At 69.4% G+C, this 25,480-nt stretch carries 21 protein-coding genes; 6 read left to right on the forward strand and 15 right to left on the reverse strand.

All coding sequences use genetic code 11. The features are described 5' to 3' along the window. Positions 1-54: 54 nt before the first annotated feature. Positions 55-537, forward strand: a complete 483-nt coding sequence (locus tag TR33_RS00120) for a YbaK/EbsC family protein (protein ID WP_042280742.1) — start codon at positions 55-57, stop codon at positions 535-537. Positions 538-552: 15 nt separating this feature from the next. On the opposite strand, the gene TR33_RS00125 is transcribed toward TR33_RS00120, so the two are convergent. Further along, positions 553-1,011 (reverse strand): hypothetical protein, encoded by a 459-nt coding sequence (locus TR33_RS00125; protein WP_042280744.1) that lies wholly within the window; start codon positions 1,009-1,011, stop codon positions 553-555. 167 nt (positions 1,012-1,178) lie between these two features. On the opposite strand from TR33_RS00125, the gene TR33_RS00130 reads away from it, so the two are divergent. Both TR33_RS00130 and TR33_RS00135 read left to right on the forward strand, forming a co-directional pair. Further along, entirely contained in the window at positions 1,179-1,775 is a 597-nt protein-coding gene (locus tag TR33_RS00130) for a hypothetical protein (protein WP_042280745.1), read from the forward strand. A 42-nt stretch (positions 1,776-1,817) separates the two neighbouring features. Then, on the forward strand, positions 1,818-4,130 hold the full coding sequence (locus TR33_RS00135; RefSeq protein ID WP_042280748.1) for an FdhF/YdeP family oxidoreductase: 2,313 nt from the start codon (positions 1,818-1,820) through the stop codon (positions 4,128-4,130). Positions 4,131-4,167: 37 nt separating this feature from the next. On the opposite strand, the gene TR33_RS00140 is transcribed toward TR33_RS00135, so the two are convergent. The 7 genes from TR33_RS00140 to TR33_RS00170 all read right to left on the reverse strand — a co-directional run bounded on the left by TR33_RS00140 (position 4,168) and on the right by TR33_RS00170 (position 10,778). Next, a complete protein-coding gene (locus TR33_RS00140; protein WP_014911595.1) occupies positions 4,168-5,376 on the reverse strand; it encodes an FUSC family protein in 1,209 nt (402 codons plus the stop codon). Positions 5,377-5,525: 149 nt separating this feature from the next. Continuing rightward, complete coding sequence (gene aroQ, locus TR33_RS00145; RefSeq protein ID WP_014908156.1) at positions 5,526-5,981, reverse strand: type II 3-dehydroquinate dehydratase; 456 nt, start codon at positions 5,979-5,981, stop codon at positions 5,526-5,528. Between the two features lie 141 nt (positions 5,982-6,122). After that, positions 6,123-6,884, reverse strand: coding sequence for a MerR family transcriptional regulator (locus TR33_RS00150; RefSeq protein ID WP_042280752.1), 762 nt, complete (start codon positions 6,882-6,884; stop codon positions 6,123-6,125). A 99-nt stretch (positions 6,885-6,983) separates the two neighbouring features. Continuing rightward, positions 6,984-9,332: a lysylphosphatidylglycerol synthase transmembrane domain-containing protein gene (locus TR33_RS00155; protein ID WP_042280755.1), complete on the reverse strand. Its 2,349-nt coding sequence runs from the start codon at positions 9,330-9,332 to the stop codon at positions 6,984-6,986. Positions 9,333-9,544: 212 nt separating this feature from the next. After that, on the reverse strand, positions 9,545-9,790 hold the full coding sequence (locus tag TR33_RS00160; RefSeq protein ID WP_014911327.1) for a type B 50S ribosomal protein L31: 246 nt from the start codon (positions 9,788-9,790) through the stop codon (positions 9,545-9,547). Positions 9,791-9,823: 33 nt separating this feature from the next. Continuing rightward, complete coding sequence (rpmG, locus tag TR33_RS00165) at positions 9,824-9,988, reverse strand: 50S ribosomal protein L33 (protein ID WP_014908936.1); 165 nt, start codon at positions 9,986-9,988, stop codon at positions 9,824-9,826. Then, positions 9,975-10,778, reverse strand: a complete 804-nt coding sequence (locus TR33_RS00170; protein ID WP_234305703.1) for a YqeB family protein — start codon at positions 10,776-10,778, stop codon at positions 9,975-9,977. Before TR33_RS00170 ends, rpmG begins: the two co-directional genes overlap by 14 nt. A gap of 71 nt (positions 10,779-10,849) precedes the next feature. On the opposite strand from TR33_RS00170, the gene TR33_RS00175 reads away from it, so the two are divergent. Further along, positions 10,850-11,503, forward strand: a complete 654-nt coding sequence (locus tag TR33_RS00175) for a TetR/AcrR family transcriptional regulator (RefSeq protein ID WP_234305704.1) — start codon at positions 10,850-10,852, stop codon at positions 11,501-11,503. A gap of 138 nt (positions 11,504-11,641) precedes the next feature. Here TR33_RS00175 and TR33_RS00180 read toward each other — a convergent pair whose 3' ends face one another. The 7 genes from TR33_RS00180 to metH all read right to left on the reverse strand — a co-directional run bounded on the left by TR33_RS00180 (position 11,642) and on the right by metH (position 22,927). After that, positions 11,642-13,429: an ABC transporter ATP-binding protein gene (locus tag TR33_RS00180; RefSeq protein ID WP_042280759.1), complete on the reverse strand. Its 1,788-nt coding sequence runs from the start codon at positions 13,427-13,429 to the stop codon at positions 11,642-11,644. A gap of 48 nt (positions 13,430-13,477) precedes the next feature. Beyond that, entirely contained in the window at positions 13,478-14,491 is a 1,014-nt protein-coding gene (locus TR33_RS00185) for an ABC transporter permease (protein WP_014911083.1), read from the reverse strand. A gap of 92 nt (positions 14,492-14,583) precedes the next feature. After that, positions 14,584-16,332, reverse strand: a complete 1,749-nt coding sequence (locus tag TR33_RS00190; RefSeq protein ID WP_014912849.1) for an ABC transporter substrate-binding protein — start codon at positions 16,330-16,332, stop codon at positions 14,584-14,586. Between the two features lie 98 nt (positions 16,333-16,430). Continuing rightward, complete coding sequence (locus tag TR33_RS00195) at positions 16,431-17,468, reverse strand: ABC transporter permease (protein ID WP_042280760.1); 1,038 nt, start codon at positions 17,466-17,468, stop codon at positions 16,431-16,433. Between the two features lie 588 nt (positions 17,469-18,056). Then, positions 18,057-18,554 carry a cellulose synthase gene (locus tag TR33_RS00200; RefSeq protein ID WP_234305705.1) on the reverse strand — a complete coding sequence of 166 codons (498 nt, stop codon included), beginning with the start codon at positions 18,552-18,554 and terminating at the stop codon, positions 18,057-18,059. Positions 18,555-18,657: 103 nt separating this feature from the next. Then, the gene (locus TR33_RS00205; protein WP_014908352.1) at positions 18,658-19,350 is read right to left on the reverse strand and encodes an HAD family hydrolase; all 693 of its coding nucleotides are present in this window, start codon (positions 19,348-19,350) and stop codon (positions 18,658-18,660) included. 103 nt (positions 19,351-19,453) lie between these two features. Beyond that, on the reverse strand, positions 19,454-22,927 hold the full coding sequence (gene metH / locus TR33_RS00210) for a methionine synthase (RefSeq protein ID WP_081536536.1): 3,474 nt from the start codon (positions 22,925-22,927) through the stop codon (positions 19,454-19,456). A gap of 284 nt (positions 22,928-23,211) precedes the next feature. On the opposite strand from metH, the gene TR33_RS00215 reads away from it, so the two are divergent. Continuing rightward, positions 23,212-24,051, forward strand: a complete 840-nt coding sequence (locus TR33_RS00215; RefSeq protein ID WP_042280766.1) for a PAC2 family protein — start codon at positions 23,212-23,214, stop codon at positions 24,049-24,051. Positions 24,052-24,287: 236 nt separating this feature from the next. After that, entirely contained in the window at positions 24,288-25,439 is a 1,152-nt protein-coding gene (locus TR33_RS00220; protein ID WP_042280768.1) for a glycosyltransferase family 4 protein, read from the forward strand. Positions 25,440-25,480: the final 41 nt, after the last annotated feature.

Below are 25,480 nucleotides of genomic sequence, written 5' to 3' on the forward strand. Positions count from 1 at the left end.
CCTGTTGTCGGCCACGGTAGTCTGCGCCCCACACCGACGACGAGGGGACCGAGGATGACCGAGGTCGAGAACCTGCCCGAACGCAGCGTGCTGGTGGCCCGGGCCCTGGAGGGGCTCGGGGCCACCGGCCGGGTACGCGCGCTGCCGGCCTCCACCCGCACCGCCGCCGAGGCCGCGGCGGCCCTGGACTGCGAGGTGGGCGCGATCGCCAACAGTCTGGTGTTCATGGCCGACGGGCGACCGCTGCTGGTGATGACCAGCGGTGGACATCGCGTGCACGTGGGCCGGCTCGCCGAACGGCTGGGGCGTGACGAGATCCGCCGGGCCACCCCCGAGGAGGTCCGGGCCGCGACCGGCCAGGCCATCGGAGGGGTCGCCCCCATCGGCCACCCCGCGCCGGTGGAGACCGTGGTCGACGTCGCCCTGGCCGACCACCCCACCCTGTGGGCGGCGGGCGGGACCCCGAACACGATCTTCCCGCTGACCTACGCCGAGCTGGTCCGGATCACCGGCGGCGCGGAGACCGCGGTCGACTGACCCACCGTGTACGGGTCACGGGGTCCCCGCCCGTTCGGGAAGGATCCTGCTCCCCGCCAGGGCGACGAGACCGGCGAGGGCCCCGACGACCGTGCCGGTGACCAGGCCGCTCACGACCGCGGCGCCGCGGGTGATCACCTCGTGGGCCAGGGGCGGCAGAGCGCTCAGGGAGCCGCCGAGCCGGGGCGGCTCCCCCTCCCAGGCGGCGTTCCACAGGATCTGGTGGCCGATCACGAGCATCAGCCCGTACAGCGCCCCCACCACCAGGAGTGTGACGAACGGGTTCGGCGCCCGGCGCCCTAGGACCACGGCGATCCACACCAGGGGCGGGACGAACACGAACAGGGCGTTGACGAACGTGCCCTCGCCGATCAGGCCGAGGTCGTGCAGGATCACCCGCGGCGCGGCGAGCGCCGCCAGCAGGATCAGGACCGGTGGGGAGAGCCCCGGAGCGAGGCGATGCGTCGTACTCATGCCCCCATCCTGCGAAGAGGAGGGGGCGTCCGCGTCGGCCCCGGGTCCCGGGCGAGTACGCCCGAACGTGTAGTCCGGGTGCGTCCGACGTGGACCACGGTCACCCTTCCGTACGGTACGGTCACCGAGGACACCGGGCGGTCGCCCGGCTCGGGAGGGACGCTCACATGACCAGGAACGGTCGGCTCGTGACCGCCGTCGGTATCGCACTGGCCCTGATCGTCGGTTTCGGGGCCGGATGGCTCACACATGGCACCGTCTCCGGCCCTCCCGAACCGGCGGCGGGTCAGGCGCCCCAGGGGAACCATCCCGACGACGTCGAGGACCGGCCCGAGACCGGGTTCGAGACGGTGACCGTCGACCTGGACGAGGCCCACGACCTCGGAGACGGCTTCTCCGTCCGGCTGACCCGCTTCGAGCGCGGCGTGGAGGAGGGTGGGGTCGACCCCACCACCGGCCGGGAGGGCGACCTGCCGTACGTGTCATGGCGGGTGGAACTCGACAACGAGAGCGACGAGACCGTCCAGACCGGCGTGGTCACCCGGTCCTGCGCGGTGGGCGACCCCCTGCGCGAATCGGGCTCCCCCGCCCTGGGCGACAGCGCGCATCCGCCCGAGAGCCTGGAGCCGGGCCAGTCCGGATACTGGGACGAGGACTGCTGGGTGGAGGAGGGCGACACCCGGATCCAGTACACGATCGAGTTCCAGGACCAGGACTTCATACCGATCTACCCGGCCGTGACCTTCGCGGGTACCCTGGACTGATCCGTAAGGCGGGGCCTGGACACCGTCACCACCGGTGGAACAATGGTGGTCGTGACACACCAGGACTCGGAGACGCCCGACCCCGTTCAGGACGACCCGGAGGTGGGACCGCCCGCCCGGAGCGCCGTGGGGGTCCCCGCCGTACTCAACAGCGTGCGCCATGTCGGCGACCAGGCGGGGATCCGACGAGGCCTCCCCGCCATGCTCGCCGTCAACCAGAAGCGCGGTTTCGACTGTCCCGGCTGCGCCTGGCCCGATCCCGACAAGCGGCACAAGGCCGAGTTCTGCGAGAACGGCGCCAAGGCGGTGGCCGAGGAGGCCACCCGGCACACCGTGGACGCGGACTTCTTCGCCCGCCACCCGGTCGCGACCCTGGCCGAACGCTCCGGCTACTGGCTGGGCCGGCGGGGGCGGCTCACCGAACCGATGTACCTGCCCGAGGGCGGCACCCACTACGAGCCCATCACCTGGGACGCCGCCCTGGACATGATCGCCGAGGAGCTGCGCTCCCTCGACTCCCCCGACGGCGCGGTGTTCTACACCTCGGGCCGGACCGGCAACGAGGCGGCCTTCGCCTACCAGTTGCTCGCCCGCCGGCTGGGCACCAACAACCTGCCGGACTGCTCGAACATGTGCCACGAGTCGTCCGGTTCGGCCCTGACCGAGACGCTGGGCGTGGGCAAGGGCAGCGTGTCCCTGGAGGACGTGCACCAGGCCGACCTGCTCATCGTCGCCGGCCAGAACCCGGGCACCAACCATCCCCGTATGCTCAGCGCCCTGGAGAAGGCCAAGCGGGCGGGGGCGCGGATCGTCACCGTCAACCCGCTCCCCGAGGCGGGCATGATCACGTTCCGCAACCCGCAGCACGCCCGAGGCCTGGTCGGGCGCGGCACCGAACTGACCGATCTGTTCCTCCAGATCAAGGTCGGCGGGGACCTGGCCCTGTTCAGCGCGGTCGACCGGCTGCTGTTGGAGGCCGACCGGCGCGGCGAGGACGTGCTGGACCGGGAGTTCGTGGAGACCTTCACCCACGGTTTCGAGGAGTTCTCCCAGGCCCTGCTGAGCGAGCCCGAGACGGAGTTCTGGGAGCGCACCGAGCGCGACACCGGCCTGTCGCGGGCACAGATGGAGGAGCTGGTCGCGATGGTGACCTCCTCCGAGCGGATCGTGGTGTGCTGGGCGATGGGGCTGACCCAGCATCGGCATTCGGTGCCGACCATCCGCGAGGTGGTCAACTTCCTGTTGCTGCGCGGCAACGTGGGCCGTCCGGGCGCGGGCGTGTGCCCGGTGCGCGGCCACTCGAACGTGCAGGGCGATCGGACGATGGGCATCTTCGAACGCCCCTCCGAGGCCTTCCTGGACGCCTTGGGCGCGGAGTTCGGTTTCGAACCGCCACGTGAACACGGCTACGACACGGTCGAGGCGATCCGGGCGATGTCCCGGGGCGAGGTCGGCGTGTTCTTCGCGATGGGCGGCAACTTCGTCTCCGCCTCGCCCGACACCGAGGTGACCGAGGAGGCGATGCGTCGGGTCGGGTTGACGGTGCACGTCTCCACCAAGTTGAACCGTTCGCACGTGATCACGGGGGCCAGGGCGCTCATCCTGCCCGCGCTGGCCCGCAGCGACCGCGATCTGCACGAGGGCCGCCCTCGGTGGGTGACGGTGGAGGACTCGATGGGCGAGGTGCACGCCTCGCACGGGGTCCTGCCTCCGCTGTCGGAGCACATGTGGTCCGAGGTCGACATCGTCCGGGGTCTGGGACGTCGTCTGTTCGGGAACTCCCCCATCGACTGGGACGGGATGGCCGACTACGACCGTGTGCGCGACCACGTGGCCGCGGTGATCCCGGGCTTCGAGGACTTCAACGCCAAGGCGCGCCGACCCGGAGGGTTCACCCTGCCGCACGCGCCCCGGGACGACCGGCGGTTCCCGACCGCGACGGGGCTGGCCAACTTCACGGTCAACGGCACCTACGCGCCCCGGGTGCCCGAGGGAAGGCTGCTGTTGCAGACCCTGCGCTCGCACGACCAGTACAACACCACGATCTACGGGCTGGACGACCGCTATCGGGGGATCAAGGACGGCCGCCGGGTCGTGCTCGTCAACCCCGAGGACGCCGCCGAACTGGGGCTGGTCGACGGCGCCTACACCGACCTGGTCGGCGAGTGGTCGGACGGCCGCGAACGGCGCGCCCCGAGGTTCCGGGTGGTGCACTACCCGACGGCGCGGGGCAGCGCCGCCGCCTACTATCCGGAGACCAACGTGCTGGTGCCGTTGGACTCCACCGCCGAGGTGAGCAACACCCCCACCTCCAAGTCGGTGGTGGTGCGCTTCGAGCCGTCCGCCGAGGGCTGAGTCGGGCGGGGCCCGTACACGACGGCGCCCCGCCCCCTCAACGGCGTTTGAAGGAACGCCCGGGACGTCCCCACCTCAGCCGCCAATGGGGCCGCCAGCTCAGCCATGGCAGCCACGGCTCCCCCTGGGGGCTGGGGATCGTGGGGTCCTCCATCTCCCCTTGGAGCACGTCCTCGACGTCCTCGAAACGAATGCCGGCGAACACCATGATGTCGCTGGCGACCATCTCCACCGCCAGATGGGTGGCCTGGGTGACGGGGTCGTCGTCGGGGGAGGCCGCGCCGTAGCCGCGCGCCGCGGTCAGGGCCTGTTCGACCGCCTGTTCACGGGCCTGTCTGCTGCTGAGGTCGTCGGCGAGGATGGCGAGCACGGCGGCCATGTCGCACACGATGGGCGCGAGTTCCCGGCGTTCCTCGTCCCCCATGGAGGTGGTGGTCCGGGCCAGGAACAGACAGCTCTCCCCCAACAGGATGAGGCGTTCGATGATCTCGTCCTCGTCCATGACCGGCTCGGTGTCCCCCCATCTGAGGGTGGACAGACGGACCGTGGACATGCTGCTCTCCCGTGCCCGGCTGAGTTCGGCCATGGGTCGGCTCAGATCGCCCAGACGGTTGACCATCTGTTCGTTGGCGTCGTCGCCGTCCTGTTCCAGGGAGTGGCCCACGGCGTCGAGCATGCGCGCCATCTCGTTCAGGGCGTCCTCCTCGATCCGTCTGAGGAGGGCGACCAGGCGGGCCGGAAAGAGGAGTTGGCTGAAGAGCAGGGCCACCCCGGCTCCGATGAGCGCGTCGACGAGCCGCCCCGGACCGGGGTTGCTCCCGGTGACGAAGATCGTGGTGAGGATGGCGCTGGAGGCGGCCTGACCGATCACGATCCGTTCGGCGCCGACGGCCACGGCGACCATCATCGCCAGGCTCATCGCCACCGCCATGGCCATCGTGTCGAAGGCCGTGAAGAAGACGGCCGCCTCACCGCAGAGGATGCCGATGAACACCCCGGCCAGGAGTTGGAGGGCCCTGGCCCCGCGTTCCCCTCCCGAGGCGTTGAGCGCGATGACCGCGGCGATCGGCGCGAAGAAGGGGTAGTGGTCGTTGATCAGACCACCGGCGATGGTCCAGGACAGCACCGCGGCGATGACGGCGAGGATGATCGTGGAGGCGTGGGCGGAGAGACGTTCGCTCGTCTCCACCACCAGGTGCCGCAACCGCTGCCTGTGGACGGGCCCCCCGATGAGCGGCTCTCCCATGTTCTCCTCACCGACGAAGGGATAAGGCCTTCGGGGGGTGGGGGTCTCATTGTTACCGGTCGAAGGCGGACAAGGGCGGATTCGCCATGCCGGGTGTCGTGTTCTCCTCTCGGACCGGGGCGGGTCGCCGTCCGCCCCGGCCCGGGGGTTCAGGCCCGGCGTTCGGCGTCGCGGGCCAGGAGCGCGCGCAGTCCGAGTTCGTAACCGGTGATCCCGCAGCCGGCCACGTAGCCGGCGACCACGGGGGCGGTCACCGAGGTGTGCCGGAACGCCTCGCGGGCGTACACGTTGGAGATGTGCACCTCGACCACGGGGGCCTCGATGGCGTCGATCGCGTCGCGCAGGGCGATGCTGTAGTGCGCGTAGGCTCCGGGGTTCATCACCACCCCCAGCCGGTGGCGCGACTCGTGGATGTGGTCGACCATGGTGCCCTCGCTGTTGCTCTGGGCGCAGACCACCTCGACCCCCAGTTCCCGGCCGAGGACGCGCACCCGTTCCTCGATCTCGGCCAGCGTGGTGGTTCCGTACTGCTCGGGGTCCCGGGTGCCCAAGAGGTTGAGGTTGGGTCCGTTGAGCAGCAGGACGGTACGGGAGAGGTCGGTCATCGGTCGTGCCTTCTGTCGTCGTGGTGGTCGAAGGGCACCAGGGTAGCCCCGGGCGGGATCCCCCCGCCCCGCCCCGGGTGCGCCGGAACCGCGCCCGACGCTCCCGGGGGTGGCGAGGTCACCGGAAGCGATCGACCGAGGTCATCGCTCCCCTTCCTCCGCCAGGACGTGGCGGGCGTAGTCCTCCATCGCCGCGCGCTGGTAGTCGGCGAGCCCCGGGGCCACCTTCTCGTGCACCTCGCGCCAGGGTCCCTCCTCGGCGTAGACCCGGCCCAGGTGGGCGAAGGCCGCCGCGTCGGGGGTCCACATGCGGGTGAGCCCCCGGTGGAGGTCGGCCACCTCCGCGCGCACGGCGGGGTCGTCGACCCGGGTGCCCGCCCTCAGGTGGACGGCCATGCGCTCCATCCTCTCCACGGCCTCGGCCCGCATCCGGTCGGCCTCCTCCGGGGACATCTCCTCGGTCGCGGCGCGGGCCCGCTCCCACTGCTCGGGCCATGTGCCCCGGGCCCGCTCCTCGTAACGGGCGACGTCGAAGCCCTCGAAGAGCTCCTCGGGTCGGATGGCGTTCACGTCGGCTCCTTCCAGCGCGTCGACGGTGCGACGCACGGTCTCGATGAGGGTGTCCAGACGTCCGCGTTCGGCCTCCAGGGTGCTCAGGTGCCCGCGCAGGGCGGTCACCTCGTCCCGTTCGTCGTCCAGGACCCGACGGATCTCGGCCAGGCCCAGTCCCAGTTCGCGCAGGAGCAGGATCCGTTGGAGTCGGCGCAGTTCACGCCGTCCGTAACGGCGCCGCCCGCCGGGATCGACGTCCTCGGGCTCCAGGAGTCCGATGTGGTGATAGTGCCGCAGGGTCCGAGAGGTCACCCCGCTCATGCGGCGGACCTCGCTCACCGACCAGGACATCCGTCCCCCTTCTCGGGCCGGTACCTCCGACCCGGGAACGACGTTAGATCTTGACGTCGCGTCAACCGCAAGCGTGGAACTCCCCGCCCCCGGGTGCGGTCAGATGGCCTCGCGGCGCTGGAGGTGGAGGAAGGCGGCCCAGCCGGGGAGCACCGGGAACCAGAAGGTGAGCACCCGGAACAGCAGGACGGCGGGCAGGGCCACCGCCGCGGGGATCCCGGCCACGGCGGTGAGCCCGCCGATCAGCGCGGCCTCCACCGCCCCCAGCCCGCCCGGGGTGGGCGCGGCCGAACCGATCGCGTTGCCGGCCAGGAAGACCACGGCGACGGCGACCAGGTCCACCCGGAGTCCGGGGTCGGCGAAGGCCAGGACCGAGAAGTGCAGGCACAGGACGAAGGCCACGGTCAGCAGGACGGTGCCGCCCACGCCGAGCAGCAGGCTCAGCGGGCGTTGGAACATGTCCAGCAGCCGGGGCAGGACCCCGCTCAGATAGGGGCGCAGCCTCTTGGTGACGGCCCGCCTCATCCGGGGATGCAGCAGCACCGCGGCCACGGCGGCGGTGCCCAGGATGCTGATGACGGCGACGGTCGGCGAAGGGGTGAACCCGCTCCAGTAGGAGGTTCCGGTGAGGTAGGCGCAGATCAGCAGGAGGGGGACGTGCACGAGGAAGCCCACCAGCTGGGTGAGCCCCACCGCGGACAGGGCCAGGGGCGTGGGCACCCCCGCCTTGATGACGTACCTGCCGTTGATCGCGATCGATCCGAGGCCCGCGGGGGCGGCGATCCGCACGAAGGAGGCGGCGTACTGCACCAGGACCGTCCGCCACCAGGGCAGCGGGGCCGGTACGAAACCGACCAGCACCATGGCCGCGGCGATCATGCAGGTGGTGGCCATGGCGAACGCGGCCAGGGCCCACCACGGATCGGCGTGGCGGATCGTGGCCAGGTCGACCCCGGCGAGCTGGTAGACGAGGATCAGGCCGACGGCGGTGGCCACGACCACGCTGACGATGGTGCGCGGACGCATCCGCTCCAGCCGCGCCGGCTCGGCGGGGGCCTGGGGGGCGATCGTCGCGAGGTGGCGTCTCAGGCGGGCGAGCAGCCCCCGGTCGCGGCGGCGCAGATCGGAGCGCAGACCGTTCGGCAGACCCGGGGGTTGGAGCAGGGGCAGGACGGCGGCGGTGGTGTCCACCCCCAGGGCCCGGACCGCCGAGTCCACGGCGCGTTCGACGCCCACGTGGGAGGCCAGCAGGGTGAGCATCGCGGCGGTGTCCAGAGATGTGCGCAGAGGAGGGGCGGCCACGGAGCCGTGGTCGAAGCCGGTCAGGGCGGCCTCCAGGACGCCGTCGGGGAGGTCGTCACGTACCCCGACCGTGGTCCCGTTCAGGTCTCCATGGGCGACGCGGCGCCGGTGGAGCATGATGAGCGTCCGCCACAGGTCGGCGAGGAGGGCGTCGGTGACCTCGGAGGCCTCCAGCGTGTCCAGGGAACGGATCCGGGCGCGTTCGCGGGCCAGGAGGACCGTTCCGGGTGAGAGCTCCCCCAGGGCCAGCACCCGGGGCGCGCGCACCCCGGCGTCACGGGCCGAGGCGCTCATCAGGGCGGCGTGCTCGGCGCGTCTGCGGGAGCCGTAGAGGATGCGCGGCGCGACGGGTCCTCGCAGGAGCAGCAGGTCTCGCAGGCGTCGCCAGAACCCGTCGCCGTTCTCCGTGCTGAGGACGGTGAGCTCGGCACGACCTCCGTCGTCCAGATCGGCGAGGTAGAGGGGGTCCCCCTCGCGATCCGTGCCCGAGGGGGTGATGTGGTCGGCGATCAGACCGAAACGGCGAAGTTCGTCCCGGATTCGTTCGATGTCCGGCGGGGTCACCCGGGTACCGACGACGTAGTCGGCCAGAGCGGCGCAGGTGAACCCGACGAGGACGGTGAAGAGGACGGCGAGGATGCTGCTGACCCCGGCCATGATCGCGATGACGGCGATCAGGGCGTTGGTGCCCCACAACAGGGAGCGCACCCGCGGTTGCCCGGTGGGCATGGTCCGGGTGAACGCGATCCCGGCCGCGACGTAGCCCAGGGTGGCGGCGGTGAGGACGTCGTCGGGCAGCCCCGGCAACGGGGCCGCCCCCATTGTCGCGATCTCCAACTGCGCGTTGACGTAGGACGTCATGGCGTAGGCCGTGACCGCGCCGAACAGCGGGCGCAGCACGTCGCGCGGCCCGGCGACGATCAGGGTGCGCAGGACGACGTAGGAGATCAGGACGATGAGCAGGAGGTTGGCGCTCAGGGAGACGACGAAGAGCGACCCCCTCGGCAGTACCGCTCGGAGCTGGGAGGCGTCGTCCGTGGGGGCGCCGTCGGAGATCGCGTCGCTGACCAGGATCAGGAACAGCACGACCAGGATCAGGCCGGCGATCGCCGTCAGCAGGTCGACGGGTCTGCGCGGGGAGCTCACTGCCGTGCGCCCCGGGGCGGGGGCGGGAACGTCGGTCGGGGTTGTTGTCACAGGGACAAGCCTGCCCGACCCTTCGGGTTACGGCCGTCAGGGGTGGTGGTGTTTCGTCCCTTCACCGCGGTGGGATCCCGGCATGACGACGCCGCCGGGCGGTGCCGGCGGCGTCGACGCGGTTCGGGTGCGGCTCGGGACGTCCCGCCGTCCCGTGACGGTCACCGGTCCCGGTAGCGGCGGCGGAAGCGCTCCACCCGGCCCGCCGTGTCCACCACACGGGTGTCACCGGTGTAGAAGGGGTGGCCGGCGCTGGAGATCTCGACGTCGACCAGCGGGTAGGTACGTCCGTCCTCCCAGGTGACGGTCTTGTCGCCGGTCATGGTGGACCGGGTCAGGAAGGAGAAGCCCGCGGCCCGGTCACGGAAGACGACGGGACGCAGCTCGGGGTGGATTCCGGTTCTCATGTGGGTCCCTCCTCGGGTGGGCTCGGCCGTGGTTCAGCGTTCCTCGCGGAACTCGACGTGACGGCGGAGCGCCGGGTCGTACTTGTTCAGGACCAGACGGTCGGGGGTGTTACGCCGGTTCTTACGGGTGACGTAGGTGGTGCCGGTGCCCCCGGTGGACTTGAGCCTGGTGACGGGTCGAACGTCATCGCGTGCCATGTGCGCCTCCCTGATCGGTGTCGCCCCCGTCAACCGAGAGAAAACCGTTTTCATTCCCGTGCTCGCCCTTCGCCCCTTCCACACACGGCCGGGCCCGGCGCCAGTACTGCCGATGCCCCTCCTCACGGACCAGGATCCCCACGGCGGCGAGCTCCTCGCGCAGCTCCGCCGCGTCCTCGGCGTCCTTCTCCTTGAGCGCCGTACGCCGGGAACGGAGCAGGGACTGGGCGTGCCCGTCGAGCTCGGGCATGCCGTCGGCCCAACGTCGGAACTCGTCCGCGTACGGGTCGCCCTCGTTCCAGGGGTGGCCGTGGGCGACGAAGGCCTCCCGCAGCCGCCGCTCGGGGTGATCGGTGCGCCATCGCCCCAGCTCGGCGGTGCGGGTGTCGAGCAGGACCAGGTCGTGACCGTCGACGAAGATCGCCCCGATGTCCTCTCGCGCGTACTCCTCACGCCTCTCGGAGGAGGTCAGCACGGCGCCTCGAGGCGAGACCTCGACGGCGACCATCTCCCCATGGGCCGTCAGGGCGAGCAGGAGGCCGGCCGCCAGCCCCACCGCGGCCAGGATCGAGGTGAGCACGACCCCTTGGAGACCGGCGAGCAGTGCGATCTGTTCGGCCCCGGGCATCATGGGCAGGGCGTGGACCCAGTCCGGAAGCCGCGTCGCCCATCCGGGCGCCAGGGACAGGAGCACCCCCGCTCCGGCGCCCAGCACGGGGAACAGGCCCCAGACGAACAGGCGCGTCCCGACCCCGGCCCTCACCACGGTCCTCGTTCCGGTTGTGGACACCGACACGACCCTCACCCCTCGCCCTCAACGATGTTCGACTGATTCCTAGTTGAACATATAGGATGCTGTACATGCAACCAGACAACTCCGAGGACGACCGGAAGCCCTCGTTCGTGGAAGAGGCCCGCCGCCGCCAGATCGTCACCGCCGCGATCGAGACCATCGCGGAGGAGGGGTACTCGAAGGCCTCGTTCGCCCGCATCGCGCGACGCGCCTCCATCAGTCCGGGGCTCATCACCTATCACTTCAAGACACGGGAACGTCTCCTGGCCGCGATCCTGCACCACATCGACTCGCGCCTGGACCGCGCGATGGAGGGCGGCCCCGAGCCCCTGGAGGGGTTCTCCGACGGCCTGGGGCGCATCGTCGGCGGGCACGTCCGCTACTGTTCCGAGCACCCCGAGGAGATGTCCGCCCGGCAGAACATCCTGAGCGCCGACCTGCCCGAGGGGCTGCGCGCCTCCGTGGCCGGGACCCGCGACTCCGGCCGCGCCGAGCTGGCCGGGTTCCTCGCCGAGGGGGCCCGTTACGGGGAGTTCCGCGTCTTCGACCCCGAGGTGTTCGTCGACACCCTCTTCGCCGCCCTGAGCTCGGTCCCCCACCGGTTGGCCGAACTACCGAGAGAGCGCCACGAGGACTACGCCCGCGAGCTCGCCGAGCTCTTCGTACACGCGGCGGTCGCGCCCTCCCCGCCCGAAGGCGCCCCACCCGAGGAGACGGGCTGAACCTCCCTCCGAACGGGGACGCATCACTCATACGAGGGGAGGCCGCCACGGCCGTCGACCGGTGACATGCGAAATAAAGAGGGGGCGGTCACGGGGTCTCCCCCATGACCGCCCCCTTCGGAGAACGGCGCCCTTCGATCAGGCGGCCGTCCCCTTGCCCTCACGTTCGGCGTGACGCTCGGAGCGAAGACGCCGGGCCTCGTCCGGGTCCAGGATCGGCGCGGCCGTGAGCAGACGACGGGTGTAGTCGCTCTGCGGGTTCTCGTACACCGAGTCGCTGTCGCCCATCTCGACGACCTCGCCCTTGCACATCACCGCGACCCGGTCGCTGACCTGGCGCACCACCGCCAGGTCGTGGGCCACGAAGATGTAGGTCAGACCGAAGTCGTCCTGCAACTCCGACAGCAGCCGCAGCACCTGGTCCTGCGTGGACACGTCCAACGCCGAGACCGGCTCGTCGCAGATGATCAGCTTCGGCTTGAGGATCAACGCCCGGGCGATCGCGATCCGCTGCCGCTGACCACCCGAGAACGCGTGCGGGAACCGGTTGTAGTGATCGGGCTCCAGACCCACGCGCGCCAGGAGCTCCTGCACCTGCGAGCGGATCTTCTTTCCGTCCCGCTCCCCCTGGACCTTCAGGGCGGTGCCGATGCTCTCACCGATGGTCAGACGCGGGTTGAGCGAGGAGTAGGGGTTCTGGAACACCATCTGGATGTCCCGGCGGAGCGGCCGCAGCCGGTGCTCCGACAGGTGGGTGATGTCCTGGCCCTCGAACTCCACGGTGCCCTCGGTGGGCTCCAGCAGCCGCATGATCATGCGCGAGAGCGTGCTCTTGCCCGACCCGGACTCACCGACCACGCCCAGGGTCTCACCCTTGTAGAGGTCGAAACCGACCCCCTTGACCGCCCAGAAGTCCGTCGAACGACCCCACATACCGCCACGGACCTTGAAGCGCTGGGCCACGTCCCGGACGCGCAGCAGCGGCTCGCCCCGGTCCTCGTCCTCGGCCGGGGTGAAGGCCTTGAAGTCACCGGCCTCGGTGACCTTCCCCTGCCGCTTGTCGCGTTCGAGACGGTCGGCGCGGTCCTGGGCGCGGCGCTGGGCCCGGGAGACCTCCACGCGCGGGACCGCGTCCAGCAGCGCCTGCGTGTAGGCGTGCTCGGGCTCGGACAGCACCTTGCGCACGTCGCCGCGTTCGACGGCCTGGCCGTGGCGCATGACGACGACCTCGTCCACGGAACCGGCCACCACGGCCAGGTCGTGGGAGACCAGGATCAACGCCATCCCCAGATCACGACGGAGCTCGTCGAGCAGATCCAGGATCCTCGCCTGGACGGTGACGTCCAAGGCGGTGGTCGGCTCGTCGGCCAACAACACCTTGGGATCGCACATCAACCCCATCGCGATGACCACACGCTGACGCATACCACCGGAGAACTCGTGCGGATACGAATTGATCCGCTTCTCCGGCTCGTGGATCCCCACCCGCTCCAGGGCCTCGACGGCGCGCTTGCGGGCCTCCGCCTTGGGGGCCTTGGGGTGGTGCACCCGGTAGGCCTCGATGAGCTGGTTGCCGATGGTGTACTGCGGGTGCAGCGACTGCATCGGGTCCTGGAAGACCATCGCGATGTCGTTACCGCGCATCCGACGCAGCTGCTTGTCGGTGGCGGTGACCACGTCCTGCCCGGCCACCTCGATGGAACCGGTGATCTGCGCCCGACTTCCCCGGTGCAGACCCATCAGGGCCAACGAGGTCACGCTCTTACCCGAACCCGACTCGCCCACGATCCCCAGGGCACCACCGGCGGGCACCTCGAAGGAGAGACCCTTCACCGCGTGGACGTCACCGTCCATCGTCGGGAAGGTCACCCGCAGATCGTCCACCCGTACGACTGCGTCGGAGGCAGCCGTTCCGTTCGAGGCCATGTCACTTTTCCTTCGGTAGAGCCGGTCCGGGGTTCACACTGACGCGCGTCACTTGGCGAGCCGCACTCGCGGGTCGACCACCGGGTAGAGGAGGTCGACGATGAGGTTGCAGACCACGATGAAGACGGCGCCCAGGAGCGTGACGCCCAGGACGACGGGCAGGTCCTTGGAGACGATCGAGTCGATCGCGTAGGCACCCACGCCGTTGAGGGAGAACACCTTCTCGGTGAGGATCGCGCCGCCCAGGACCATGCCGATGTCCAGGCCCAGGATGGTGACGATGGGCGTCAGGGTGGGGCGGAGGGCGTGCTTGAAGATCACCTTCCGCTCGCTCAGACCCTTGGCCCGGGCGGTGCGGATGTAGTCCTCGTTGAGGGTCTCCAGCATGCCCGCGCGGGTCTGCCGGGCGTACTGCGCGGCGTGCAGGAACGCCAGCGTGATCCAGGGCAGGAGCATGACCTGGTACCAGCCGACCGGGTCCTCGGTCAGCGGCACGTAGCGCGACACGGGGAACAGGCCCCACTGGTGGACCAGGAAGGACAGGGCCAGAAGACCCGTGAAGTAGATGGGGAGGGAGACGCCGATGAGGGCGGTTCCCATCGCCAGGCGGTCGAAGATGCTGCCCTTCTTGACCGCGGAGAGCACACCGACCGAGACGCCGCCGACGACCCAGATCACGGCCGCGCCCAGCCCCAGGGACATGGTGACGGGGAGGCGATCGAGGATCTGCGGTAGCACCGGCGAGTTGGTGGTGAAGGAGTAGCCCAGGCAGGGCGCCGCGCACTCGACGGTCTCACGGCCGAAGGTGAACTCCTGGCCGAAGAGGATGCTGCGGATGAACTCGACGAACTGGACCGCGACCGGCTGGTCGAGACCGAGGCGTTCCACCGTGGCCTCGAGGGCCTCGGGGGTGGGCGCCTTGCCCACGTACATCGCCGCCATGCCCTGCGGGGTGACGCCGGCCCACCTGGGCAGGACGTAGAAGATCCAGAAGGTCACCGCCGTGACGACGGTGAGAAGCAAGAGACCCGCACCAAGGCGGCGAAGAATATAGTTCAGCATCGCGGTCGGCGGCGGGGGCGCCCCGGGGATCACCCGGGGCGTCCCGCCGCTTTCACCTGCCTTCTCGTACTAGTTCAGGCTGGTATCGGGCTCTAGTCCCGGTCCACGCCGATCGCCATGAAGTCGTACATCATGTAGGCGGGCGTGTAGTAGACGTTGGTCAGGTCGTCGGAGCGGTACATCAGGGCCTTGTCGAAGACCACCGGCAGGATGGCGGCGTTCTCCATGACGAGGGTGTCGATGCGGCCGTAGATCTCGGCGCGCTCGTCCGGGTCCTCCGTCTTGAGGGCCTCGTCCCAGAGACCGTTGACCTCGGGGTCGTCCAGCTCGGAGGTGTTGAAGTTACCGGTCTCCATGATCGCGTCGCCGTGCGTGATCTTGGAGGCGAAGCCGTAACCGGTGGGCCAGTCCGGACCCCAGCCGGAGACGCTCATGCCGATGTTGTTCTCACGGACGTAGTCCTGCGAACCGGCGTACTGACCGAAGAAGTCGGCGGACGGGAAGCTCTTGATCTCAGCCTCGATGCCGACCTCGCCCAGGGCCTGCTGAAGGGCTTCGGCGGTCTGGACGTCCTTCTCGCGCTCGACGCGGACGGCGATGTTGGTCTTGAAACCGTCGTCCTCGCCGCACTCCTCGAGCTTCTCCCGAGCCTTGTCGAGGTCGCCCTTGTTGTCCGCGGACGGGTACAGGTCCGACTCGGTGTCGGAGCCCGGGATCGCCGGGGGCAGCAGGTTGGTGGCGATGTCGCCGCCCTCGGCGCCGCCCCAGGCGCGCCACATGCTGTCACGGTCGGCGGCGTACATGATCGCCTGACGGCAGGCCACGTCCTCGATGACGGGGAGGTGGATGTTCACGTAACGCAGGGCGCCCGTGTACGGGTTGTCCAGGTTGCCCTGGATGGCCTCGTCGTCGAGCAGACGCGAGTGCATCGCCGGGCCGACGCCGGTGCCGGAGAGGTCGACGTCGAGCTCGCCGCTGACCAGGCGCTCGTCGATCTCGTCCTGGTTGACGCCGATCTCGACCTCGATGCGGTCCGGCAGGGCCGGACGCACGGCGTCGGTGTCGGCGTCCCAGTGCTCGTTGCGCTCCAGGTTGAGCTTGACGCCGGGCTCGTAGTCGCCGTCGAACTTGTACGGGCCCGAGGACAGGACGTGCTCCTGGTACAGCTCACCGCGGTCGGCCTCGATCGGCACCGGGGCGGTCTGCGGCTGGGTCAGCACGTTCGGGAACTCGGAGAAGGAGTCCTTGAGGTGGAAGACCAGGGTGTAGTCGTCCGGGGTCTCGATGGAGTCGAAGCCCGCGAGCGGGTCGTCGCCCTCGTAGACGTTGTGGTCGTCCTGGTCCAGGTGGGCCTTGAAGTACTGCGGGCCCTCGGTGAACACGCCGCCGTTGAAGTTGGCACGGGCGATGCCGTACTTGATGTCCTCGGCCGTGATCTCGGTGCCGTCCTCGTACTTGAGGCCTTCCTGGATCTTGACGGTCCACTCGGTGAAGTCGTCGTTGGGCTCCGGCAGGTCCACGGCCATGTCCGGGATCAGCTCGGTGGCGCCCTCACCCGGAGCCGGGTTGAAGGCCAGCAGCGTACGCGCGTAGTAACGGGAGAAGTTCCAGTTGAACGCGTAGTAGGTGTTGGCGGGGTCGGTGGAGTCGAAGTCGCCGGCGATGGCGTACTTCAGGGTGCCACCGGTCTTGTCCGACGGGTTGACGACCTCGGTGGAACCGAGGTCGAAGCTGCCGTCCGAGTCGGAACCGCCACCGCCGGTGGCGGCGCCGCCGCAGGCGGACAGGAAGAGGGATGCGGCCGCGCCGAGCGCGACGAAGCCGAGGGCTCTTTTCCTCAAGGATCTACCTCTCTGAGACCTGGTGTGGGGATGGGTTGGACCCGCGGGTTGATCCACGCCCGCACGGGGTTGCCGAGACAGCCCCGTACGAGCGGGGGTCAGTCCGAGGTTCTGGGGTCGAAGGCATCTCGAAGACCGTCGCCGAACAGGTTGAAGGCGAGCACGGTGATGAAGATGGCCATACCGGGGAAGATGATGAAGTAGGGCGCCTGCTGGTAGAAGGGCACCGCCTCGGAGAGCATCTTTCCCCAACTCGGAGTGGGCGGGTTGATACCGACACCGAGGAAGCTCAGAGCCGCCTCGAACAGGATGTTCGTGGGGATCAGGAGTGTGGAGTAGACGATGATCGGGGTGACCAGGTTGGGCAGGATCTCCTTGACCAGGATGTGCCCGTTGCCCGCGCCCAGGCTCTTGGCGGCCTCCACGAACTCCCGCTCGCGCAGGGCCAGGGTCTGACCGCGGACGATACGGGCGATGTAGGGCCAGTTGAAGAACCCGATGATGAAGACGATGACGCCGATCCTCAACCCGTTACCGGTCAGCCCCATGACCCCCTCGGGGATGACCCCGACCAGGGCGATGGCGAAGAGCACCAGCGGGAAGGCGAGGAAGATGTCCATCGCACGGCTGATGATGGTGTCGACCCAGCCGCCCATGTAACCGGCGATGATGCCCAGCGCGGTGCCGATGGCGACACAGACCAGGGTGGCCAGGAAGGCGACCAACAGGGAGATCTGGGCCCCGTAGAGGATCCGACTGAACAGGTCGCGACCGGTGGTCGGCTCGACGCCGAGCAGGTGGTCGGAGCTGATGCCGCCCCAACGGTCCACGCCCAGTTCGGGGTTCTCGGGATCGAGATAGGGGATCCGTCGACTGGGGTCGATCAGGTCCTGGTTGAACTGGGTGGGCGGGTGACCGAACCACTTGGTCAGGAGGGGCGCGAGGAGCGCGGCGAGGATGAGCAGCACCACGACCACGCCCGAGACCATGGCGACCTTGTCGCGACGCAGACGCTGCCACGCGATCTGACGCAGTGATCGGTTGGCGGCGTCGCCGCGGCCTTCGGTGGCCGTCACGGCGGTGTCCGCGGCGTCGGTCTCCTCGACCGACCCGGGGACCTGTGAGGGCGCACTCATCGGGCGACCACTCTCCACTCTTACGCTTCTGACCGAGAGGACAGAGCCCACTCGTGAGGCACCTGGGGGTGACCCTGCCGGGCCTCACTGTGGGGCCGGTCGGTTCTCGACACTGGCTGGCGTGGGCTTCGCGTCCGACGGGGAGGGGGGATCGCCCACCACGTCGGCTCTGACGCACACGGTCTGTCCCCTTTGAGCGGTGGACACCCATGTGCACGTTCAGCCCGGGATGTTACACAGCGACCAATTTACTCGCCCTTTGGGCCCCCGCTGTCCAAAGTCTGTCCATGTGGCTAAATCGTAACAAACACTAATAAACAACCCACATGAGAACTAACGTGTACAAAGTTCTCATTCATCGGATGACGGGGGTGAGCTGGGGGGACAGCGGACACTCTCGGCCTCATGCACCTTACGATCATCAGGCCCACAAGGGGAACCCATTCCCCCGAGCTATGGCAAGTGCTATGAATCCGGATGTCTCGTCACAAGTTCCCCCGAAGGGGGTCGCACACGACGGTGGCCCCGCCGAAGCGGGGCCACCGTCGTGTGTCAAGCGGGGCTACTCATCACCCCGCCTCGTCGTCGCTACTCGATGCCGTGCTTGCGCAGCAGGGCCTCGATGTCGTCGAGGTCGTCGTCACCGGACTTCTTCTGCTTCGGCGCCTTGACCTGACCCGCCGCGGACGGCGCCGGACCGGCGGCCTCCGGGCCCTGCGGCTCGGCCTTGGGCTTCGCGCCCTCGGAGGAACCCGCCTTGGCCCCGCGCACCCCGATCCCCCTGGCCTTCATGAGGCCCGAGACCACGTAGAGGACCACCATGATCGGCACCAGGGCCACACCGGCCCACACGATCGGGTTGAAGACCAGACCGGCCAAGACCCCCAACAGCCCGGTGAAGAACTGCATCACCACGGTCATCAGGCCGAGCAGCCCCACCACCAGGGGGAGCATCGACCAGGCCAGCCCGCGCAGACCGTAGGCCAGGCCCTTGCGCCGCCACACGAAGAACGTGATGATCAGGCCGACCGCGGCCAGCGCGGCCCCCAGGGTGAGTCCGGACGTCATAGTCAGAGTCTCAGGCATGACCCCAGTCTCCCATCTCGCGCCCGAACACACATCCGGCTCATCCCCTAGGGAGTGTCCTCACAGGTGATCCTCTCGAGGCCCAGGGGGCGTCGACCGCCGCTCAGCGGTCGGCGACCAGCGACTCCAGCCATTCCAGGTCGATCCCGACCAGGCTGTCCCTGATGACCACGCCCTCACGTGGTTCGATCTCCACGTGGTGGGGCACCGCCACCGTGACGCATCCGGCCCCCGACGCAGAGGCCACACCGACCACGGAGTCCTCCAGGGCCACACAACGCCTCGGGTCCACGCCCAACCTGCGGGCCGCGCGGAGGTAGGGGTCCGGGTCGGGCTTGTTCGCGCTCACCTCGTCCCCGGCCACCGAGTCGTCGAAGCTCTCCAGACCGATCCCGCCGATGGCGGTGGAGATCAGGGAACGCTCGGTCGAGGTCACCAGGGAGATCGGCACACCGGCCGCCGTCAGCGTCGCCACCAGTTCCTTGGCGCCGGGGCGCAGCTCGGCACCCTCCTCCAGCTTGGCGAGGAAGCGCTCGTACAGACGGTCCGCGATCTGTCGGGGCGTGAGGTCGGACCCGGTCAGACCGATGATGTAACGGCCCACCGGCTCGGCGGCGTTGCCGACGTTGCGGAGGTGGTCCTCCTCGGTCCACACACCGCCGAGGTCGGCGACGAGCTCGGCCTCGGCCTCGTCCCACAGATGCTCGCTGTCGATGAGGGTGCCGTCCATGTCCATCAGCACCGCCTGGAGGCGGCGCTCCGGGGTCCGGGCGGTCTCGGTCGGTTCGGTACTCATAGTGCTCAATTCGCTCATATCGGCTCATGACCGACCGCCCCCGCACGGGGAGAGGCCCCACCGGGTCGGACTCCGGTAGGGCCTCTCCCCTGGTCAGGGCCGGTCAGACGTTGAAGTATGTCGCCTCGGGATGATGAATGACGATCGCGTCGGTGGCCTGCTCGGGAACAAGCTGGTACTCCTCGGACAACGTCACCCCCACCCGCTCGGGTTCCAGCAACCGCATGATCTTGGCCCGGTCCTCCAGCTCGGGGCAGGCCCCGTAACCCAGGGAGAAACGGGCGCCGCGGTAACCGAGCTTGAAGAAGGCGTCCAGCTCGGCCGGGTCCTCCCCGGCGAAGCCCAGCTCCGCGCGGACCCGCGTGTGCCAGTACTCGGCCAGGGCCTCGGTCAGCTGGACCGACAGACCGTGCAGCTCCAGGTAGTCGCGGTAGGCGTTCTTCTCGAACAGCTCCGCGGTGGCCCGGCTGATCGCCGCGCCCACCGTCACCACCTGGAAGGTGACCACGTCCAACTCCCCCGACTCCTTGGGCCGGAAGAAGTCCGACAGGCACAAGTGCCGGTCACGGCGCTGACGCGGGAAGGTGAACCGGGTCCGCTCGGTGACCCCGTCCTCGTCGAGCACGACCAGGTCGTCACCCTCGCTGTAGCAGGGGTAGTGGCCGTGCACGACCGCGGCCTCCAGCAGACCGTCGGTCTGGATCCGGTCCAGCCACATCCGCATGCGCGGACGCCCCTCGGTCTCCACGAGCTCCTCGTAGGTGGGACCGTCACCGCCCCGGGAGGCCTTCAGCCCCCACTGGCCCATGAAGGTGGCCCGCTCGTCGAGGAAGGCCGCGTAGTCGGCCAGCGGGATGCCCTTGCTGATCCGGTCGCCCCAGAACGGCGGCGTGGGGATCGCGTTGGTGGTGGACACGTCGCTGCGGGCCGGCATCTCCTCCGGCTCGGTGACCTTGAGCGTGGCGCCCCGCTTGACCCGCCGCTGACGCAGCTCGGGCAGCTTGGCGCCCTCCTCGCCGCGCTTGACCGCCATGAAGGTGTCCATCAGACGCAGACCCTCGAAGGCGTCCTTGGCGTAGCGGACCTCGCCGGAGAACATCTCGGCCAGATCCTGCTCCACGTAGGAGCGGGTGAGCGCGGCACCGCCCAGCAGGACCGGGAAACGCTCGGACATCCCCCTGGAGTTCATCTCCTCCAGGTTCTCCTTCATGATCACCGTGGACTTGACCAGCAGACCCGACATCCCGATGACGTCGGCCCGCTTCTCCTCGGCCGCCTCCAGGATCGCCGACACCGGCTGCTTGATACCGAGGTTGACGACCTCGTAACCGTTGTTGGACAGGATGATGTCCACGAGGTTCTTGCCGATGTCGTGGACGTCGCCCTTGACGGTGGCGAGCACGATCCGGCCCTTGCCGTCGTCGTCGGTCTTCTCCATGTGCGGTTCGAGGTAGGCGACGGCCGCCTTCATCACCTCGGCGGACTTGAGGACGAACGGCAGCTGCATCCGACCGGAGCCGAACAGCTCGCCGACGGTCTTCATGCCCTCCAGCAGGGTGTCGTTGACGATCGCCAGCGCGGGGCGCTCGGCCAGCGCCTCGTCGAGGTCGGCCTCGATCCCGGTGAGCTCACCGTCGATGATCCGACGCTCCAACCGCTCCCAGAGCGGCAGCGAGGCCAGTTCCTCGGCGCGCGAGGCCTTCATCGACTTGGCGTCCACGCCCTCGAACATGTCGATGAAGGTGGACAGCGGATCGTAGTCGTCCGCGCGACGGTCGTAGACCAGGTCCAGGGCGACCTTGAGCTGGTCCTCGGGGATCTGGTTGATCGGCACGATCTTGGAGGCGTGCACGATCGCCGAGTCCAGCCCCGCCTGGGTCGCCTCGTGCAGGAAGACCGAGTTCAGCACGATGCGGGCGGCGGGGTTGACGCCGAAGGACAGGTTGGACAGACCCAGGGTGGTCTGCACCTCCGGGTAACGGCGCTTGAGCTCGCGGATGGCCTCGAGGGTCTCGATGCCGTCCCGGCGGGTCTCCTCCTGCCCGGTGGTGATGGGGAAGGTGAGGCAGTCGATGACGATGTCGCCTGTACGCATCCCCCACTCGCCGGTGAGCTGCTCGATCAGGCGGGTGGCCACCCGGACCTTCCACTCGGCGGTACGGGCCTGCCCCTCCTCGTCGATGCACAGACCGACCACGGCGGCGCCGTGCTCGGAGACCAGGCGCATGATGCGGGTGAAGCGCGAGTCCGGACCGTCGCCGTCCTCGTAGTTGACGGAGTTGATCACCGCGCGCCCGCCGAGCGCCTCCAGTCCCGCCTCCAGGACGGGGGGCTCGGTGGAGTCGAGCATGAGCGGCAGAGTGGACGCCGTGGCGAACCGGAAGGCGAGCTCGCGCATGTCGGCCACACCGTCGCGACCCACGTAGTCGATGTTCAGGTCCAGCACGTGGGCGCCGTCGCGGATCTGGTCGCGGGCCATCTCCACGCAGGCGTCCCAGTCCTCGGCCAGCATGGCCTTGCGGAACTTCTTGGAGCCGTTGGCGTTGGTCCGCTCGCCCACCGCCAGATAGCTGGCGTCCTGCCGGAAGGGAACGCTCTGGTAGAGCGAGGAGGTCGACGGTTCGACCAGCGGCCGACGGTTCTTGATGCCGCGGCCCTGTACCCGCTCGACGACCTGGCGCAGGTGTTCCGGGGTGGTGCCGCAGCAGCCGCCCACCAGGCTGAGCCCGAACTCGGAGGTGAAGGTGTCGTGGGCGTCGGTCAGGTCCTCCGGGGAGAGGTTGTAGACCGCCCCGTCGGGTCCCAGCTCCGGCAGACCCGCGTTGGGCATGCAGGAGATGGGGATCGGCGAGTGGTGCGACAGGTAACGCAGGTGCTCGCTCATCTCGGCCGGGCCGGTCGAGCAGTTGATCCCGATCACGTCGATGCCCAGCGGCTCCAGAGAGGTCAGCGCCGCGCCGATCTCCGATCCCATGAGCATGGTGCCGCTGGTCTCCACGGCGACCTGGGCGATGATCGGGATGTCCCGGCCCAGGGCGTGACGCGCCCGCTTGGCGCCGATCACGGCGGCCTTGACCTGGAGCAGGTCCTGACAGGTCTCGATCAGGATGGCGTCGGCGCCGCCGTCGATGAGCCCTCGTCCGGCCTGCTCGTAGTAGTCGCGCAGCAGGGCGAAGGGGGAATGCCCCAGGCTCGGCAGTCGGGTACCGGGACCGACCGACCCCAGCACGTAGCGGGGATGGTCCGGCGTGGAGTACTCGTCCGCCGCCTCGCGGGCGATACGGGCGCCCGCCTCCGCGATCTCGTAGGTACGGTCCTGGATCCCGTATTCGATCAGGCCGCCGTAGTTGGCGGAGAAGGTGTTGGTCTCGACGCAGTCGGACCCGACCTCGAAGAAGGCTGCGTGGGTGTCCCGGACGATATCCGGCCGGGTGAGGTTCAGGATGTCGTTACAACCCTCGTGCCCCTCGAACTGGTCGAGGTCGAGATCGTGCGCCTGCAACATGGTGCCCATCGCCCCGTCCGCAACGACCACGCGCTGGGACAGTGCTTCACGGAATGTCCGTCGATCTCTCATATCGGCAACTCTAGTTCTCTGGTGCGCCGCGGCCCCACACCGAGCGTCCCGTGAGGAACTCGTCGAGCGGACCACGACACACGGCTGTGTGAAAGCGCCTGGGACGTCGTCGTCCGGTTCGGTCGCTGATCGCGAGGCTACCCCATCGGCTGTTTCGGCACGTGAGACGGGCGTCCCGAAGTGGTGGACGCCATCGTCCCGGGAGCGGGCCCGCCTCGGACGGTTTCCCGGTCGCGGCGCCACCCCGTAGGGTGGTGGGCGTCCACGTCCGGAAAGGGGCCGCCATGATCCAGCTCGACCGCGAGCTCGTCGAGCCTGTCATGGTCGCGGCGTTCGAAGGGTGGAACGACGCCGGTGAGGCCGCGAGCCTGGCCGTGGACCACCTGGCCCGCAAATGGGAGGCCGAGGAGCTGTGCTCCCTCGAGCCCGATGACTACTACGACTTCCAGGTGGCCCGGCCGCGCATGTCCGTGGTCGACGGACGCCTGACCGAGACCCAGTGGCCCACCACCCGTGTGCGCGTGGTCCGGCCTCCGGGCTCACGCCGCGACGTGGTCCTGGTCAGCGGCCCCGAGCCCAACATGCGTTGGCGTTCCTACGCCTCCGACCTGCTGGCGATCGCCCGGGAGCTCGGTGTGCGCCGCGCGGTACTGCTGGGTTCCCTGTTGGCCGATTCCCCGCACACCCGTCCCATCCCGGTGACCGGTATGGCCGTTCCCCCGGGGCTGGGCGACCGGCACGGGCTGGACACCGCCACCTACACGGGGCCGACCGGCATCATCGGGGTCGTGCACGAGCGCTTCGGTTCCGCCGGGATCGAGACGGTGTCGCTGTGGGCGGCCATCCCGCACTACGTCGCGCAACCTCCCTGCCCGAAGGCGACCCTGGCGTTGCTGGGCTGGGTGCAGGACCTCATCGAGACCGAGGTCCCGTTGGGCGATCTGCCCGAGGAGTCGGTGTCCTGGCAGGCCGGGGTCGACAACCTGACCGCCGAGGACGAGGACATCGCCGCCTACGTCCGCGGTCTGGAGGAGGCCAAGGACACGGTCGACCTGCCCGAGGCCTCCGGGGACGCGATCGCCCAAGAGTTCGAGCGCTACCTGCGCGGCCGCGAGGACGGCTGACCCGATCCGACGCGCCGTCGCCGACTGCGGATATCCCCTTTATTACACGGTCTTTAGCTCCGGGGCGGTACGTTCCGAGGACACGGCTCGCGGACCGGAGGGGTACGGGAGCACTTGCCCCGGCGTGGAGGCGCGTTGAGCGCCCGTTCCCGCCCACGTTCCGAGGGCACGCCCTCCGGTGGACCCGGACCGATCGTCCCTTCGGCCCGCGAGAGGAGGGATCGGGGGACAGCGCTGTGAAAATCGCCTTCGTCATCGCCAACGGCTACACCATGGGCGGCACGGTACGGACCGTGCACAATCTCGCCCGCGGGTTGTCCGAGCGGCACGAGGTCGAGATCGTCAGTCTGGTCCGTAGGCGCGTCAAGCCCTTCTTCCCACTGACCGACCGGGTCCCCCTCGTGCCGATGGAGGACCGGACCGGGGAGAAACGCGTCATGAGCCGGTTCTCCCGTACGTGGTGGGAGCGGCGCGCAGCCGCCGTGATCCCCCCGTCGGAGCTGGCCCGCAACCAGAACTTCACACCCGAGGCCGTCTCCGCCCTGCACCGCTACCTGAAGACCACCGACGCGGACGTGGTCATCGGAACCCGCCCCGGCATCAACCTGATGCTGGCCGCGTGGTCGCCCAAACGCCTGCGCGTGATCGGACAGGAGCACCTCAACCTGGCCGAGCACAAGCCCGACCTGGTCAAGGCGATCGACCGCCGCTACCGGAGGATGGACGGGCTGAGCGTCCTCACCGAGGCCGACCGGAACGCCTACCGCGAACTACTGGGGCGTGGGGACGACTTCCTCACGGTCATGCCCAACGCGCTGGAGCCGGGCACCCCGCCACAGGCGACCCTGGACGAGCCGGTGATCGCCGCCGCGGGCCGCCTGTCGCCGGTCAAGCAGTACCCGACCCTGGTCAAGGCGTTCGCGCACGTGGTCGCCGAACACCCCGACTGGACCCTGCGCATCTACGGCGACGGTGACAAGGCCGCCAAGATCCGGGAGACCGCCGAACGACTGGGCATCCAGGACAACGTCCACCTCATGGGCAAGACCAAGGACCTCACCTCGGAACTGTCCAAGGCGTCGATCCTCGCGGTGAGCTCCAAGGTGGAGGGGTTCGGGATGACCATCGTGGAGGCCTTCTCCGTGGGGTTGCCCGTGGTGAGTTTCGACTGCCCGCACGGCCCCGGGGAGATCATCGAGGACGGCCACGACGGGCTGCTCGTACCGCCCCAGGACGTCGAGGGGCTGGGCCGGGCCCTGCTGCGTCTGGTCGAGAACGACGAGGAGCGGCACCGGATGGGAGCGCACGCCCTGAAGTCCGCGGAGCGTTACGGCCTGGAGGACAGCGTCGCCCGTTGGGAGCGTTTCCTGGAGGACCGCCGCCGCTGAACCGGCCGCCCGGGCCCTCGGCGTCCCACGGCGTGGTCCCG

Source organism: Nocardiopsis alba (genome assembly GCF_000710955.1).
GTDB classification, from domain to species: Bacteria; Actinomycetota; Actinomycetes; order Streptosporangiales; family Streptosporangiaceae; genus Nocardiopsis; species Nocardiopsis alba.